The sequence below is a fragment of the Acinetobacter sp. ANC 3882 genome (genome assembly GCF_022549545.1).
Lineage (GTDB): Bacteria > Pseudomonadota > Gammaproteobacteria > Pseudomonadales > Moraxellaceae > Acinetobacter.
This window is the reverse complement of sequence record NZ_JAKZGB010000002.1, coordinates 263,497-280,438: the sequence shown is the minus strand read 5'-3', so window position 1 is coordinate 280,438 and position 16,942 is coordinate 263,497. Positions and strand designations below refer to the sequence as shown.

Sequence of the window (16,942 nt, the reverse complement as noted above, 5' to 3'; positions counted from 1 at the left end):
AAGCTTACACGCCAAGATAATCTAAAATCCCTTCAGCTGCTTGGCGACCTTCCCAGATTGCCGTTACAACCAAGTCAGAACCACGCACCATATCGCCACCTGCGAAGATTTTTGGATTAGAGGTCTGGAACTTGAACTCTTGTTGTTCAGCCGCAACAACACGACCTGAACCATCTAAACCTACATTTGCAGTGTTAAACCAATCTGCTGGGCTTGGACGGAAACCGAATGCAAGTAACACGGCATCCGCTGGCAATACTTCCTCAGAACCAGGAATTGGTTCAGGGCTACGACGACCACGACTGTCTGGTGCACCCATTTGTGTGGTTACAACCTTAACACCAGTCACTTTACCGTTTTCGCCAACAATCTCGATTGGTTGACGGTTGAACAGGAATTTTACACCCTCTTCATAGGCATTCTTCACTTCACGTGCAGAACCTGGCATGTTGCTTTCATCACGACGATACGCACACGTCACATCATGCGCCCCTTGACGTAATGAAGTACGGTTACAGTCCATCGCGGTATCACCACCACCCAGAACAATGACCTTTTTACCATCTAGATTGATGTATTCGCTTGGATCTTTTTCCCAACCTTGGCAACGATTCACATTGGCAATTAAGAAATCCAATGCATCATGTACACCATTGAGATCTTCACCAGGGAAACCACCCTTCATATAGGTGTAAGTTCCCATGCCCATAAATACGGCATCATATTCTGTGAGCAATTGGTCAATCGTAACGTCTACACCAATCTCGGTATTTAAACGGAACTCAATACCCATTCCTGTAAAGATTTCACGACGACGCTTCATTACATCTTTTTCCATTTTAAATTCTGGAATACCAAATGTAAGAAGACCGCCAATTTCAGGACGTTTATCAAATACCACTGGTTTTACGCCACCCCGTGCAAGAATATCCGCACAGCCTAAGCCTGCTGGACCTGCCCCAATGATTGCTACTTTTTTATCAGTCCATCTAACCCCAGACATATCTGGGCGCCAGCCTAATGCAAAGGCTGTATCGTTAATATATTTTTCAGCATTACCAATGGTCACCGCACCAAAACCATCGTTTAAGGTACAAGCACCTTCACACAAACGGTCTTGTGGACAAACACGACCACATACTTCTGGCAAGGTGTTGGTTTGGTGGCAAAGTTCAGCGGCTTGGAAAATTTGACCTTCTGCAATCAGCTTTAACCAGTTTGGAATGTAGTTATGTACAGGACATTTCCATTCACAATACGGGTTACCACAGCCTAAACAACGGTGGGTCTGATTCGCAGCCACTTCCGCAGTAAAAGGTTTATAAATTTCCACAAACTCTGCCTTGCGGACAGTAATATCTTTTTTCTCTGGATCTTGGCGTGCTACATCCAGAAATTGAAAGTCATTATTCAGGCGTTCTGCCATGTCTCTCTCCGTGGGTAGGCGCAGCGATGTCATTCATCTCTGCACCTGCCTATGTCTATGCAGTCGTGGAATTATTGTGGATCAGCTTGGGTTGTTTTCAAAAGCGTTTGCAAATTAGCAGCTTTTGGTTTTACCAGCCAGAACTTACGACTATAGAAGTCGAACTCATTACGGATCTTGTAGGCCCAAGCACTACCCGTCTCTTGGATATGCTCGTCAAGAATACGCAGTAGATTTTCTTTGTGGTCTTCCATCGCTTCTGTAGAGATACGATTAAGATCAATAAGTTCGTGGTTATAGTAGTCAACAAAGTCATTATCAAGGTCAAGTACATAAGCAAAACCACCTGTCATGCCTGCACCGAAGTTATGACCAACTTTACCAAGTACTGTCACCACACCACCTGTCATATATTCACAACAGTGGTCGCCCGCACCTTCAATCACGGCAAATGCACCAGAGTTACGAACCGCAAAACGCTCGCCCGCAGTTCCCGCAGCAAAGACTTTACCGCCAGTCGCACCATATAGACAGGTGTTACCAATAATCGCGGTATTTTGCGTTTGGAATGGTGAACCTTTTGGTGGGAAAATCGAAACTCGACCACCCGCCATACCTTTACCCACGTAATCGTTTGCATCACCTTCAAGTTTGATATGCAAACCACCCGCGTTCCAAACACCAAGTGACTGACCTGCTGTACCAACAAGATTCATCACCACGGGGCTGTTTTCCATACCCAAGTTGCCATAACGACGTGCAATTTCACCTGAGATACGCGCACCAATTGAACGGTCACAGTTACCCACGGTAAAGTTGAATGAGCCACCTGCACCTGCTTCAATTACAGGTAACATCTCTGCCACCATTTTCTCCGCCAACACACCTTTATCGAATGGTGCATTGCCTTGAACTTGGCAATATTGCGCCTTACCTTCAGCAGCAGGATGCGAAGTTAATAGTGCACTGAGGTCAAGATGCGCGTGTTTGTCTGTTTCACCCGGTAAAACTTCAAGTAAATCAACACGGCCAATCAAGTCTTTTAATGATGCAACACCAAGTGCAGCTAACCATTCACGTGTTTCTTCAGCAATAAACTTGAAGAAGTTGATCAGCATTTCTGGCTCGCCAATATAATGCTCTTGACGTAAATGGTCTTGTTGCGTTGCAACACCCGTTGCACAGTTATTTAAGTGACAAATACGTAGGTATTTACAGCCGAGGGCAATCATTGGCGTTGAACCAAAGCCAAAGCTTTCAGCACCTAAAATTGCCGCTTTCACCACGTCTAAACCTGTTTTCAAACCACCATCGGTTTGAACACGGACTTTACCACGTAAGTCGTTCACACGAAGCGCTTGATGCGCTTCACTTAAACCGAGCTCCCATGGCGAACCCGCATGGTGAATCGATGAAAGTGGTGATGCTGCTGTACCACCGTCATAACCAGAAATGGTAATGAAGTCGGCATAGGCTTTTGCAACACCTGCCGCAATCGTTCCAACACCTGGCTCAGACACCAATTTTACCGATACCATCGCCTGAGGATTGACTTGTTTCAAATCAAAGATCAACTGCGATAAATCTTCAATCGAATAAATATCATGGTGCGGCGGTGGAGAGATTAGTGTTACACCTGGCACTGAGTAACGTAAACGTGCAATTAAGCCATTCACTTTACCACCTGGTAACTGACCACCCTCACCTGGTTTTGCACCCTGTGCAACTTTAATCTGCAACACTTCAGCAGAAGTTAAATATGCAGGAGTTACACCAAAACGACCTGATGCAATTTGTTTGATTTTCGAGTTACGGATTGTGCCATAACGCGCAGGATCCTCACCGCCCTCACCTGAGTTCGAGCGACCACCAATGGTATTCATGGCAATGGCAATAGCTTCATGTGCTTCTGGTGATAATGCACCTAAAGACATACCCGCAGAGTCAAAACGTGGAAGAATATCTTCAATCGTTTCAACTTGATCTAAGGCAATCGAATTTGTTGTTTTTAACTTAAACAAGTCACGGATCGTTGCGACAGGACGGTTGTTGACCAGTTCTGCATATTCTTTAAAGTCAACGTATTGACCAGAACGCACCGCTTTATGCAAAGAGTTAATCACGTCTGGGTTGAACGCGTGATACTCTTTACCAAATACGAATTTAAGCAAACCACCTTGATCAATCGGTTTACGATGCTGCCAAGCAGTCGTTGCCAGTTTTTTCTGATCTTTCTCTAAATCTTCGAATGTTGCACCCTGAATACGGCTTGGTACGCCAAGGAAACATTTATCGACGACTTCAGATGACAGACCTACTGCTTCAAATAATTGACCACCACGGTAAGAAGCAACTGTTGAGATACCCATTTTAGAAAGGACTTTGAGTAAGCCTTTTTCCATGCCTTTACGGAAGTTTGCTTGCGCCTGAATTGGATCACCCAATAACTCGCCTTTTGCAACCAAATCATTGATCACATCATAAGCAAGATATGGATAAACTGCTGTCGCACCAAAGCCAAGCAATACTGCAAATTGATGTGGATCACGTGCAAAACCAGTTTCAACTAAAATGTTCGCATCGGTACGCAAACCCGTTTGAATCAAATGATGGTGTACTGCACCTGTTGCCAATGCTGCGTTTGCAGGTAAGAAACCTTCACGGAAATTTTTATCCGTTAATACGATTAAGGTTTTACCATCACGTACGGCCTGTGCTGATTCTTCACAGATACGTGCGATTGCCGCTTGCAATCCTTCAGCTTCGACATAGTTCAGATCAATATCAACAACGCCATAACCTTCGCGCTCTTTTTCAACATCGCGAAGCTGCTGCATTTTTGAATTAGACAATACAGGGCTTGAAATGATGATACGGTCTGCATGCTCTGGGCCTTGCTCGAACACGTTCTGTTCACGACCCAAACAAGTTTCCAATGACATCACGATCGATTCACGTAATGGATCAATTGGTGGGTTGGTCACTTGTGCAAACTGCTGACGGAAGTAGTCAGAAACATGACGTACTTGACGAGACAATACCGCCATTGGCGTATCATCCCCCATTGAACCGACTGCTTCTTGACCGCTTTCTGCGATTGGACGTAACAGTTGGTCGCGCTCTTCAAATGTCACCATAAACATTTTTTGCGCTGCTTTTAATGCATCGCCAGTTAAGCCTTGATCAACTAATTGCTCTTCAAGCTGTGGATTGGCTTGTAAACGAATCGCATGATCACGTAACCATTCACGATATGGACGCATATTTTTAAGGTGATTGCTGACATCTTTAGTCTCAAGCACTTTTCCTGTTAAGGTATCAATCACCAAGATTTGACCAGGGCCGACACGGCCTTTAGATACGACATCTTCTGGCTCATAACCCCATACACCAATCTCAGATGCAAGGGTAATGTAATCATTTTTAGTAATCACCCAACGCGCTGGACGTAGACCGTTACGGTCTAACATACAAATTGCATGACGACCATCTTGAATCACCAAACCTGCAGGACCGTCCCAAGCTTCCATGTGCTTCGAGTTGAACTCATAGAATGCACGTAAATCAGCATCTAAAGTCTCAACGTTCTGCCATGCTGGTGGAACCAACATACGCAAGGCACGGAATAAATCCATACCACCGCCAACAAGAATCTCAAGCATGTTATCCAAACTTGATGAATCCGAACCAGTACGGTTCACAATTGGATTTAACTCGGTTAAACCTGGTAGTAATGGGTTTTCAAATTTTGGTGTACGCGCCAAAGCCCAGTTACGGTTCGCAGTAATGGTATTGATTTCACCATTGTGCGCAAGGTAACGGAATGGCTGAGCCAATGGCCAACGCGGCAATGTATTGGTTGAGAAACGTTGATGGAACACCACAATATGTGATTTTAAGCGTTCATCCGCCAAGTCGGTATAGAAGTCAGCAATTGCCGCTGGCATCATCAAACCTTTATAGGTGATAACAGTCGTTGCCAACGTCGTCACATAAAAAAGTGGATCATTTTGTAATAATTGTTCTGCACGACGGCGCGCCAAGAAGAGTTTACGGTTAAACTCAACCTCAGTTAAACCCATTGGGCAATTGACAAGAATTTGTTCAAATGCAGGTAATGATTGCAGTGCAATTTCACCTAAAGCATCATTATTGGTTGGAACGACACGCCATGCTGCAACAGTCAAACCAGCAGCTTCGATTTCTTTATTTAGAATATTTTTTGCATTTTGAGCTAAAGCAGGATCAATATTTAAAAATACCGTACCAGCAGCAAAAATCTCGGTCAGATTGGTACCTAACTTTTGAGCTTCATCACGGAAAAATTGTTTTGGCATAGCCAATAACAACCCGCACCCATCTCCCGTTTTACCATCCGCGGCAATACCACCACGGTGCGTCATGCAACTTAAACTGTGAATCGCAGTTTCGACCAGATGATGGCTTGATTCACCCTTCATGTGGGCAATCAGACCAAAACCACAGTTATCCTTAAACTCATCAGGCTGATATAAACCTTGAGCGGGAGCTACAGTATTAGGCGATGGCATGTGCATAGCGTACCCTTCTTTCAACATGGCTCTTTCGAGCAACAAACAATCAATTCACTTTCTGCGATATTGCCGATCAACTCATATAAAGTTCAATGCTTCGCAAAAACATTTTTCATGGCGAATTTGCAATATACGTCTTTCCTTAACAAGAATCAGCGCATTTCACCATATAAAGTGTTTTCAGTTATTACACCTTCACCAATGTTTGTAAAGCACGAAAACTTTCCATTTCACCCAATTAATGAATCATTTAGTACAAAAAAGGGCAATGAGCAGATAAATTAGCACCACAAAAAAGCAAAAAACATGCCATAAATATAAAAAATTACTAAATCATTAAAAAAGTTAAAATAACATTGAATTAAGTAGAGGAGAGCACTCATTTTCGCGCATAAAAATGCACCAAAAAATATCATGGTGCTATAAAAAGAATCATATATGCACAATTATAGTGCAGTATTAATTAAATGGATCGCTTACTTCTCGTTTCGAAGCATCTGAATTTTCTTTTATTTTTTCAACATTTGTTGGCGGTTTTGGTGCAGATTGGCTCTGCTTCACATTCACAACATTACCTTGCGCATCACGTTGTGTGACGGTGGTCTTCACTGTTGATGGCTCTGCAGCACGTACAGCAGTCTTACTCTGAGATGTACTACTTCCTATAAGTAAACTCTCATCTACTCTAGGCAATGCTGCTGGTCTTAACTGTACGGCATAGAGCTGATTGGTTGCCGATTTCATTTCATCAGAACCCAAATCATTGACCAATGCCGCATAGCTTGACAATTGAGCTGGCTTTGGCTGAACAGATCCTGGAAGGGCTAAATTTAATTGTGCAAATTGACGCGTCGCGTCTTCTGCACTCGAAAACACACCATAAGCCAAAACATATTGCTCAACTTGGTCTTCGCCACTCAAACGGAAATAAACAAACTTCTTGCGATCTTCACGATTCAACAGAAAGTTTTTTACAATCGCTTCATCTGAACTACGGAAAATTTCCATGGTCCATTGACGTTGATTTTCGCTGATAAATTTTGTGCCGCGAAATTCAGGTGCATGCTCATTGGACACCACGACACGCGTGGTTAAGTCCAATGGTTTCACTTCATCCGAGAGTGCCCCAAGATGAGCAGTTGCGGCAACTTTTTCTGGCTGAATTTGTACTTGAGTTTCAGTTTCCGATGGCTGCTGTTCTTCTACCAATGCTTTACTATCGGTCACACCCCAAAATATCAATGCAGCAATTAAACAAGCCACAGCAAAGACTAGCCAGCTATATTGTTGAATGTTTTGCCAAATTGATCGTGATACAGCCATGCTTTTCCCAAATGATTAATTATGCAGATTGATTTGCAAGAATAGATTGTTTCATCAGCTCAACATCAAAATCTTTGGTAATCACCGCTTGTCCTAATTTTTTCAATAAAACCAAGCGTAATTGACCATTTAAGACTTTTTTGTCATGCGACATATAAGCCAAGAATTCATCTAGTGGAATTTGGGGACATGATATCGGTAAATGGGCACGTTGAATGATATTTTTTGTACGTTGCAGGTCGTCAGCAGAGATCCAACCTAAACGATGCGACAAATCGGCAGCCATGACCATCCCCGTAGCAACCGCCTCACCATGCAGCCATGTACCGTAGCCCAAGTATGATTCAATCGCATGGCCAAAAGTATGTCCAAGGTTGAGTAATGCACGCTCCCCTTGTTCTTTCTCATCATTGGCCACAATCCGTGCTTTATGTGCGCATGAGCGATAAACCGCTTCTGCTAACAAGTTTGCATCACGCGCAACCAAAGCATCTATGTTGTGCTCCAACCAAGCCAAGAAATCAATATCACCCAATAGCGCATATTTTATGACTTCAGATAAACCTGCCGAAAGCTCACGGTCAGGCAGCGTCTCAAGTTGTGCCATATCGGCAAGCACGACCTGTGGCTGCTGGAAAGCACCCAACATATTTTTGCCTAAAGGATGATTAATCCCTGTTTTACCACCCACACTTGAATCTACTTGGGATAACAGGGTCGTAGGTACCTGCACAAAATAAACACCACGTTGGAAGCAAGCAGATGCAAAACCCGCCATATCACCAATTACACCACCGCCCAAGGCCAATACCGTACAATCACGGTTAAAACCAGCTTCCAATAAAGCATCAAAAATTAAATTTAGATGCTGAATATCTTTATACTTTTCGCCATCTGGCAAAATGCATTGCGCAACTTGCTTATCCAACTGGGTTAACGCATTCACATAATGTTCGAGATACAAGGGTGCAACAGTGGTATTGGACACCAACATCACTTGTCGGCCATGTAAATACGGTTCGAGCAATGCTTTGGGATCTAAATGACTACCAATAAAGATGGGATAACGACGATCACCTAACTCAACATGTAACGTTTGCATAAACTTAAACCAACCAGAAACTACTTAACTTGTTTAGATAAAATAACGTTCAAAATACGTTGTGCTAAATCCCGCGCCGCACCTTGATTTGTTTCAATTATATAGTGAGCAACCTCGCGATATAAAGGATCTCGCGCCGCCAATAAATCTCGTAATTTTTGTTCTGGATTTTCGACTTGTAATAATGGGCGATTTTTATCGCGATAGGTACGCTGTAATTGCAGCTCTACAGGCGTATAAAGATAAATAACAATACCACGTTGTTTTAAAAATTCGCGATTTTGGGGTTGAGTCACCACACCACCGCCCGTCGCCAATACCAAAAATGAACGAGAGGTTAAGTCATTCAATACATTGGTTTCACGCAATCGAAATCCGACTTCCCCTTCTTTTTCAAAAATCCATGGAATTGTCGCACCTGTTTTACGCTCGATTTCATGATCACTATCAATAAAATCGCGACCTAACAATTCTGCTAAATGCCGACCAACTGTTGTTTTCCCTGCCCCCATTGGCCCTACCAAATAGATATTTGGTAGGGTTTCAAACGCTTTGCTTGGCAACGCGCCACCTATATTCATTGCAATTATTGAAAATATATTAATGATTTCTGGTCAAAGTGTCATTAACAATTCTCGGCGTCACAAAAATAAGCAGTTCACGTTTTTTATCACTTTTCAAATCTCTACGGAATAATCGCCCTAAATATGGAATATCACCTAAGAAAGGCACTTTAGTCTGGCTATTCAGATTTTCTTGCTCAAAAATACCACCCAATACAACGGTTTCACCATTATCTACCAAGACATTGGTATCAATCGAGTTTTTATTAATAGTCAATTGACCTGTTGGGGTTGGATTACTCGGTGAATCCTTGGTAATGTTGAGTTTCATCATCACCTTGCCTTCAGGTGTAATACTTGGGGTGACATCCAAACTCAAAGTCGCATCGATAAATTCGGTTTTAGGTACAGCATTCGCCCCAGCACCTGTAGAAGAGGTATAAGGAATTTTTGTCCCAGATTCAATTTTTGCAGGTTGTTTATCTGCAGTCATTACTTTAGGTGTAGAAATGACTTCACCATAACCATCCGCTTGTACTGCCGATAGCTCTAGGTCCAACATGAAATCTGACAGGCTAATCAAACCAAAAGCAATGCGACTTGCACCAGGTGTCACAGCACCCAAGTCCACATTCAGATTATCTGGACGTTCAATCTCGTATTTCCAACCACCCGTATCACTGTCTTTTTCAGGTTTACGTAAATTCCATAGAGTTGTATCGCTACCACCCACCAATAAATCATTATTATTGGTAATACCCTGCGATAGAATTCCCCATTTGACCCCCATTTCTTTGGTAAAATCGGTACTGGCACTGACAATACGTGCCTCAATCATCACTTGTTTGACGGACACATCCAACAAATCCACCATCTTACGGATTTTATCTATATTCTGAGCCGTATCATTGATAATCAAGGTATTGGTTCGAGTATCTGCCACAGCACTACCCCGAGAACTCAATAAACTCTCTAATGCCAAAGAATTAGAATTTGCCGTTCCATTATTCCCAGCCCCTTTAGCATCCCGCGCATCCTCAATGAGTTTTAATATATCGGCCGCTTTCGAATAACTTAATTTAATATATTCAGTTTGGATCGGAGCAAGTTTAATACTTTGCGCAATTGCTTTGGCTTCTTCTTCTTCGGCTTTAATCAGCTCTGAAACAGGTGCAATCCAAATCACACTGCCATTACGACGCTTATCCAGATTCTTGGTTTTTAACACAATATCTAAGGCTTGATCCCACGGCACATCTTTTAGGCGCAAGGTAATATTGCCTTGTACCGTATCTGCAGCCACCATATTGATTCCAGTAAAGTCTGCAAGTAACTGCAACACTCGACGTACTTCAATATCCTGGAAATCTAAAGAGATTTTATTACCTGTATAAGTCTGTGATTTTGCTTTTGTTGGTGATTTATCTTCTGGGCGCTTCAAGCTAATGGTTAATTTATTTTCTGCTTGGTACGCCATATATTCATAACTACCCGCAGATTGAATAGTAATTACACCATTACCCTTATCGTTATAGGCATCCACGCTTGCAACAGGTGTGGCAAAATCATTGGTATTTAAACGACGCGCTAAATGTGCTGGAATTTTATTACCAGCCGTACGGACTACAATTTTACTACCTTGTTGTTGCACATCGACTGGGGTGTTATTGCCCAATAAATCGATCACAACCAATCCTTCACCTTGATTCCCTCTTTGGAAACCAATATTGGAAACGCCTTGTTGGACCTGACGCGTAACCACAGATGGACTGTTCATTGCTGTTGGTTTTGCTGAGTTGATTTTCAGCACAAAGGTATTCCCTTCAGTGCGCGTCGTAAACGCACCTGCATCTTTTAAATTTACGATAACTCGAGAGCGTTGGTCATCTGATGCGACTTCTACCGAACTGGCTTCAGCGGTCGATACAGGAATCGAGTTTTTCGTCAAACTCTGCTGTGCTTTATCAAAGTCCAGAATCAAACGAGAAGGCTGCTCAAGTTGATAGGCCTGCGGTTGCGGTGGTAGGCCATTAAACATGACACGAATTTCAGTGCCCTGGTCTGCCAAACTCATTGGCACAATATTGGTCATACTCACTTGCGCTGATGCAACTTGCATCACTGCGATCGCGATTGCACCCATAGAAAATTGACGGAATGCATGATTCATGGTCTTCGCTTCCCCAAATAAAGAATCTTTAAACTGTTTTTTCATTGTTATTCCCTTAATCTTACGGTGCTGGTCCAATTAAAACGAGTGTACGAGGTCTTTCGACATAGCCTTCACGGCCATCAGGTACAATCTCCACCAAATCTATTTGGGTTGGACTAATTTTAATAATACGTCCTTGGTTCATCCCCAAATAACTACCGACTTGCACACGTTCAATTTGACTATCTGGTGTTTGAATGAGAGCAATGGTATTGCTGGTTTTACCCCGCATACTGCCCTTCATATTCAATGATTCCAGCGCATAACTTTCTAAAGGCTGTGGCTGGCGATTAAAATTCGGATAAACACGTTTACCCGCCATAATTTTTAACTCAGCTGCCAAAGAACTTGGCATAAACGGGCTTTTAAGCTGATGTGCTGAATAGTTAAACAATGGCACAGGGGTAAAGATCGGCGCGGGCTCGATCGGCAAAGGCGGCTGATTACGAATTTCTGCCATTTTCTGATTCACGGCATCAATCCGAGAATCACACCCCGCCAGAGTTAACCCAATCAATAAACTCAGTAATAATTTATAGTTATTCACTACTATTTTCCTCCTTGCGCAGGTGGAGTAGTTGCTGCTTGAGCTGTGGATGCACTTGCAGCATTATTTGTTTGATCATCCGCACCGACATAACGATAAGTCTTTGCTTTTACCGTATAATTCACTACAGGAATATCAGATTTTTTCTGTGTATCTTCTTTTGCTTCAACGGTAAAATCATGCAAGGTCACGATACGAGGCAAAGCCGCGATACCTGTTACAAAGGCACCAAAAGCATGGTAATCACCTGTGGCATCAATACTGATTGGCTGCTCAATAAAGAACTCTTGCTTAACTTCACTCTCTAAACGGATATTTTTAAACTTCAGACCAGAGTTCACACCGGTTAAGTTAATGTCCTCAACCAGACTTGGAATTTCTGTTTCTTTTGGCAGCTGTTCTAATTGTTGATTAAAATTCGCTTCCATTTCTTGAAGTTGTGCTTGATATTGTTGCAAATTACGTAATTTTGAGTCTTTCTCTTTAAACTCATTGAGCAAACTTTGTTCTTTGGCTTGCTCATTTGCGATCGATTCAAGTTGAGACTTGATCACCACAAAATAACCTAATGCAGCAACAGCCAAGAAGACAAAAATCCAGCAGGTAATTTTAACCGAGAGCGGCCAACTACCATAATTATTCATATCCAGCGTATTAAATTGCTGAAAGAATTGCTCGACGGACATCTTCTTTTTCTTCGCAGCGACGGTGTCTTGATTCAATTCATCTTGGTTCATTTCGCCACTCCCGCTGCTGCTACCCCTGATGCGGCCTGTTCTGATGTTGGTGCAGCTTCTGCCGTTGTACCAATCTCACCCAAATCGACAGTAACAACAAAGCTGCCATAATTTTCCTCAACACGAGGAACCAACGAGCTTGCTGTTTTATCTTTATTCTTGTTTTCGTCTACCGCCAAGAATGAATTCATAAAGGCATTACGATACCAAGGCGAAGCCTCTAGGTTACGTAGTAGCTCAGCAACTGTGTTCGGGCTTTCCGCCTTCCCTTCAATCGTGAACTTATCGCCTGTCCGGCTAAACTTGGTTAAATACATAGTTGGCGGAGTCACCCGTACCAATTCATCTACCAAACGTACCGTAACTGGACGTTGCCCTTGTAGGCCTTGAATGAGCTTCATGCGCTCGATAATCGCATTGCGACGTTCTTGCAAACCGTCGAGTGCTTTTAATTGTGTATCTAAATTTTGGTTGGTACTGACAATCAGTTGATTGGCTTGTTCTTGATCATTCAATTTATGATCAAAATACATCCACCCCGAAAAAACCGATGCAACCCCTAATGCAGCAACCCCAACACAAAATGCGACAAACTGTTTCTTTCTTTGTTCTCTTAGCTCATCACGCCAAGGGAGTAAGTTAATCTTTGCCATTAATCAAAACTCCTCAATGCCAAACCACATGCAACCATTAAAGAGGAAGCATCATTTTCAATTTTTTTAATATCAATTTGCGGAGAAAAACCCATTTGTAGAAATGGATTGGCAATGGTGACGCGATAACCTAATTTTTGTTGTAATAACTTGGCAAGGCCTGGAATATTGGCATTCCCGCCAGCCAGCAGAATATGGTCAATTTCGTTAAACTGAGAAGATGAAAAGAAGAACTGAAGTGAACGTGCAGCCTGTTGCACCACTGCATCCAAAAAGGGTTCAAGGACTTCCGTATCATAATCATCAGGCAAGCTTCTTTCTTTTTTGGCACGTCCAGCTTCCTCAAAAGACAAGCCATAGCGACTTTGTACATCTTGAGTCAATTGGCGACCGCCAAATACTTGCTCACGTGTATAGATAATCTTGCCTTTTTGCATCACAGATAAAGTGGTCATGGTATGACCAATATCTAAAATGCCAACGGTATTTGCCCCCATCGGCAGGGTGTCTGCAAATACCTGGAATGCCCGCTCCATTGCATAGCTTTCAACTTCTGCAATTTTTGCGGTCAAGCCCGCAAGTTCCAGCACTTCTACACGTGTATCAACATTCTCGGTACGCGTAGCGACCAAGAGTACATTCACCCGATTTGGATTAGCCAAACGATCAGGCAAAACTTCAAAATCAAGACTTACTTCATCTAATGGGAACGGAATGTATTGCTCAGCATCCATACGAATTTGAACTTCTCGTTCTTCATCCGACATGTCGGCATCCATTTCTATAATCTTGTTAATGACCATAGAAGTAGGCACCGCAATAGCAACATTGGTGGTGTGAGGATTTGCAAGGTTGATGACCCTCTCAAGCGCATCACCTACCGCCTCTGGATTCAGTATGCTTTTTTCAACAACACTGCTTTCAGGCAATGGCATCACTGCATAACTTTCAACCCAATATCTACCGTTCTTTACAGAGAGCTCCAATAATTTAACAGTTGTCGAACTAATATCGACACCCACTAACCCCTTATTTGGTTTACGATATAACCTGAGCACAGTACTTTCCTATTTATTTTTTTATCCCCAAAAATACAACACACTAATTTGTTTTGGTCTTTAATTGCTACGGATACAATAACTCATCTAACAATCCGCATTTCTAAAGGATATACTGACCATAATTAGTTTGCCATTCGCTCTTATTAAAACTTACTTATTATGAAAAAGCTATCCAGTTCTGGTATTGTTCGGCCATTTTTTTTGATCGTTATTATTATCTTAGTCTCACTTCCAATGGGATTTTATGGCATGTATCTCTATCTTGCACCTTCACTACCAGATATGAGTTCACTCAAAAAAGCGCCTTTACAAAAACCATTGCAAGTCTACACGACAGATAATCAGCTGATTGCGGAATATGGCGGAAAATTATCGATTCCTGTTAAGTATGAACAGATCCCCCCAACGTTTATTCATGGCTTCTTAGCGGCCGAAGATTCGTCTTTTTTTGAGCATAATGGCATTAGCTTCAAAGGACTCGGGCGGGCGCTAACCGAATCTGTTACTGGTTCTGATGTCCAAACTGGGGGCTCAACCATTACTATGCAGGTTGCAAAGAACTATTATTTAAGTCCAGACCGAACGCTTAGACGCAAACTAACCGAAGTTTTTCTGGCACGCAAAATCGAGCAGAACTTAACAAAACAAGAAATTCTGACCGCTTATGTCAATAAAATTTTCCTTGGTAAAAATGCCTATGGTATTGCAGCTGCTGCACGTGTCTATTACAACAAGAATCTGAATGAACTGACCACTGCACAAATGGCAATGATTGCAGGCTTACCAAAAGCACCGTCCAAATACAATCCAGTGGTCAATCCAGAGCGTGCACTTGAACGTCGTAACTGGATTTTAGGCCGCATGTTACAACTGGGTTATCTCAACCAAAGCGAATATCAGCAAGCGGTCGCAGAACCGATCAATTTAAATATGATGGATCGTTCAGTGAGTAACGTGTTTCCCTATGTAGGGGAAATGGTTCGCTCAGAACTGGTCGAACACTTTGGCGAGCAAGCGGTTGACTCTGGATACAAGGTCTACACCACGATTGATAGCAACCGCCAACGTTATGCAGAGCAAGCGATTCAAGATGGTTTGGAAGCCTATGACCGTCGTCATGGCTGGCGTGGTCCTGAAGCACATGACAAACCACTTAAACAGTTCATCGCTTATGCGAATACTTATCCAGCACAAGTCATCAAGGTCAACAACAATTCTTTTGATGCATTGATGCAGGATGGTTCAACAGTGACCGTTAATTGGTCTGGCATGTCATGGGTTCGTCCATATCGCAATGCCAATAGTGTCGGCGGTGCACCATCGAATGCATCACAAATTGTCAAAGTTAAAGATATTATTCGCCTTCGCCCGAATGAGGGCAAAACAGTTTGGTCGTTGGTTCAAGTACCCAAAGTTCAAGGTCAACTTATTGCAATCAATCCAAATGATGGTGCAATTGAAGCGGTAGTGGGCGGATATAACTTTTATCAATCTAAATTTAACCGCGCTGTACAAGGTTGGAGACAACCAGGCTCAACCATTAAACCATTCGTTTATGCCTTGGCTTTAGAGCGTGGTATGACCCCGTATAGCATGGTCAATGATAGTCCAATCACCATTGGCAAATGGTCTCCAAGAAACTCGGATGGCCGCTATTTAGGTATGATCCCTTTACGTCGCGCCCTTTATTTATCCCGAAACACGGTTTCAGTACGTTTATTACAGAACGTTGGAATTGAACGTACACGCCAATTATTTATGGACTTTGGTTTACAAGAAGACCAGATTCCACGTAACTACACCATTGCACTTGGTACACCACAGGTACTCCCTGTACAAATGGCAACAGGTTATGCCACTTTTGCCAATGGCGGATATCGCGTCCAACCACACTTCATTAAACGTATTGAAGATGCTTCAGGCAAAGTCATTTATGAAGCAAAACCTGACTACGCATGTATCCCATGTATTAGTAATCCAAATGCAGGTACAGAGCAGCAAACTGCTGAAGCAGAAAAAGATAAATCTAAAGACCAAGTAACAGAAGTGACCAATCAGACTTTAGATGATGCAACTGCTGCCTCTGAAGCACCAATATTGACTGCTGATGCGGCCCAAACAGCAAAATCCAACAGTGACTATCGCCAAGCGCAACGTATTTTAAAATCAAGTTCTGCTTATGATATGGCGAACATCCTCCGTGATGTAATCCAACACGGTACTGGTCGAGCTGCACTTAAAATTGGTCGTGATGATTTAGGCGGCAAAACAGGAACAACCAATGATGCAAAAGATGCTTGGTTTGCAGGTTTCAATGGTAAGTTGGTTGCGATCGCATGGGTGGGCTTTGACCAACCGCGTACACTAGGTCGTCGTGAATATGGTGGCGTTGCTGCCCTTCCAATCTGGACTAACTTTATGGGCAAATCTTTAAAAGATACGCCATCTGCTTGGGTGCGTTTGGATAAAGAAGCGAAAGATCCAATCTCTCGTGATAAGCTACAAATCCAACAAAGTGAAGATAAAAAAGAATATCGTGCCTCTCCACCATTGGCGCGTCCACTTTATCGTCCTGCACCAGTTGCACCTGTTCGCTCAACACAAAATGATTTTTCAGACTTACCTGGAACAACTCCAGTGACTGATGAACAACCGATTGTCCCAGCGAAAAAGCAGCCACCTGCAATGGGTTCAAATTCACAGAACCCACCGCCAAAAGAAAAGGATGGGATTGAACATTTGATCAATCAAATCCAGTAAATAAA

General features: G+C 42.7%; 11 protein-coding genes. 1 reads left to right on the top strand and 10 read right to left on the bottom strand.

What is annotated here, in order from left to right; translation table 11 throughout:
* Positions 1–4 precede the first annotated feature (4 nt).
* The 10 genes from MMO42_RS06430 to MMO42_RS06385 form a co-directional block, all read right to left on the bottom strand.
* Positions 5–1,426, bottom strand: a complete 1,422-nt coding sequence (locus MMO42_RS06430) for a glutamate synthase subunit beta (RefSeq protein WP_241319766.1) — start codon at positions 1,424–1,426, stop codon at positions 5–7.
* A gap of 71 nt (positions 1,427–1,497) precedes the next feature.
* Entirely contained in the window at positions 1,498–5,976 is a 4,479-nt protein-coding gene (gene gltB, locus MMO42_RS06425) for a glutamate synthase large subunit (protein ID WP_241319765.1), read from the bottom strand.
* Between the two features lie 462 nt (positions 5,977–6,438).
* A complete protein-coding gene (locus MMO42_RS06420; protein ID WP_241319764.1) occupies positions 6,439–7,302 on the bottom strand; it encodes a hypothetical protein in 864 nt (287 codons plus the stop codon).
* Positions 7,303–7,321: 19 nt separating this feature from the next.
* On the bottom strand, positions 7,322–8,404 hold the full coding sequence (gene aroB, locus MMO42_RS06415; protein WP_241319763.1) for a 3-dehydroquinate synthase: 1,083 nt from the start codon (positions 8,402–8,404) through the stop codon (positions 7,322–7,324).
* 20 nt (positions 8,405–8,424) lie between these two features.
* A complete protein-coding gene (gene aroK, locus MMO42_RS06410) occupies positions 8,425–8,985 on the bottom strand; it encodes a shikimate kinase AroK (protein WP_241319762.1) in 561 nt (186 codons plus the stop codon).
* A 19-nt stretch (positions 8,986–9,004) separates the two neighbouring features.
* On the bottom strand, positions 9,005–11,137 hold the full coding sequence (pilQ, locus tag MMO42_RS06405; RefSeq protein WP_241319917.1) for a type IV pilus secretin PilQ: 2,133 nt from the start codon (positions 11,135–11,137) through the stop codon (positions 9,005–9,007).
* A gap of 61 nt (positions 11,138–11,198) precedes the next feature.
* On the bottom strand, positions 11,199–11,726 hold the full coding sequence (locus tag MMO42_RS06400; RefSeq protein WP_241319761.1) for a pilus assembly protein PilP: 528 nt from the start codon (positions 11,724–11,726) through the stop codon (positions 11,199–11,201).
* Between the two features lie 2 nt (positions 11,727–11,728).
* Positions 11,729–12,463: a type 4a pilus biogenesis protein PilO gene (locus tag MMO42_RS06395; RefSeq protein WP_241319760.1), complete on the bottom strand. Its 735-nt coding sequence runs from the start codon at positions 12,461–12,463 to the stop codon at positions 11,729–11,731.
* Positions 12,460–13,116 (bottom strand): PilN domain-containing protein, encoded by a 657-nt coding sequence (locus MMO42_RS06390; RefSeq protein WP_005297374.1) that lies wholly within the window; start codon positions 13,114–13,116, stop codon positions 12,460–12,462. The genes MMO42_RS06395 and MMO42_RS06390 overlap by 4 nt, the downstream gene beginning before the upstream one ends.
* Positions 13,116–14,174 (bottom strand): pilus assembly protein PilM, encoded by a 1,059-nt coding sequence (locus tag MMO42_RS06385; protein ID WP_005297376.1) that lies wholly within the window; start codon positions 14,172–14,174, stop codon positions 13,116–13,118. Before MMO42_RS06385 ends, MMO42_RS06390 begins: the two co-directional genes overlap by 1 nt.
* Before the next feature lie 162 nt (positions 14,175–14,336).
* Here MMO42_RS06385 and ponA point away from each other — a divergent pair, with 162 nt between their 5' ends.
* Positions 14,337–16,937, top strand: a complete 2,601-nt coding sequence (gene ponA / locus MMO42_RS06380) for a penicillin-binding protein PBP1a (protein ID WP_241319759.1) — start codon at positions 14,337–14,339, stop codon at positions 16,935–16,937.
* The last annotated feature ends 5 nt before the right edge of the window (positions 16,938–16,942 follow it).

Bases quoted from the DNA above. Each gene is read 5' to 3' on its own strand.
- MMO42_RS06430 (WP_241319766.1), bottom strand. From the start codon at position 1,426: ATGGCAGAACGCCTGAATAATGACTTTCAATTTCTGGATGTAGCACGC.
- gltB (WP_241319765.1), bottom strand. From the start codon at position 5,976: ATGCCATCGCCTAATACTGTAGCTCCCGCTCAAGGTTTATATCAGCCT.
- MMO42_RS06420 (WP_241319764.1), bottom strand. From the start codon at position 7,302: ATGGCTGTATCACGATCAATTTGGCAAAACATTCAACAATATAGCTGG.
- aroB (WP_241319763.1), bottom strand. From the start codon at position 8,404: ATGCAAACGTTACATGTTGAGTTAGGTGATCGTCGTTATCCCATCTTT.
- aroK (WP_241319762.1), bottom strand. From the start codon at position 8,985: ATGAATATAGGTGGCGCGTTGCCAAGCAAAGCGTTTGAAACCCTACCA.
- pilQ (WP_241319917.1), bottom strand. From the start codon at position 11,137: ATGAATCATGCATTCCGTCAATTTTCTATGGGTGCAATCGCGATCGCA.
- MMO42_RS06395 (WP_241319760.1), bottom strand. From the start codon at position 12,463: ATGAACCAAGATGAATTGAATCAAGACACCGTCGCTGCGAAGAAAAAG.
- MMO42_RS06390 (WP_005297374.1), bottom strand. From the start codon at position 13,116: ATGGCAAAGATTAACTTACTCCCTTGGCGTGATGAGCTAAGAGAACAA.
- ponA (WP_241319759.1), top strand. From the start codon at position 14,337: ATGAAAAAGCTATCCAGTTCTGGTATTGTTCGGCCATTTTTTTTGATC.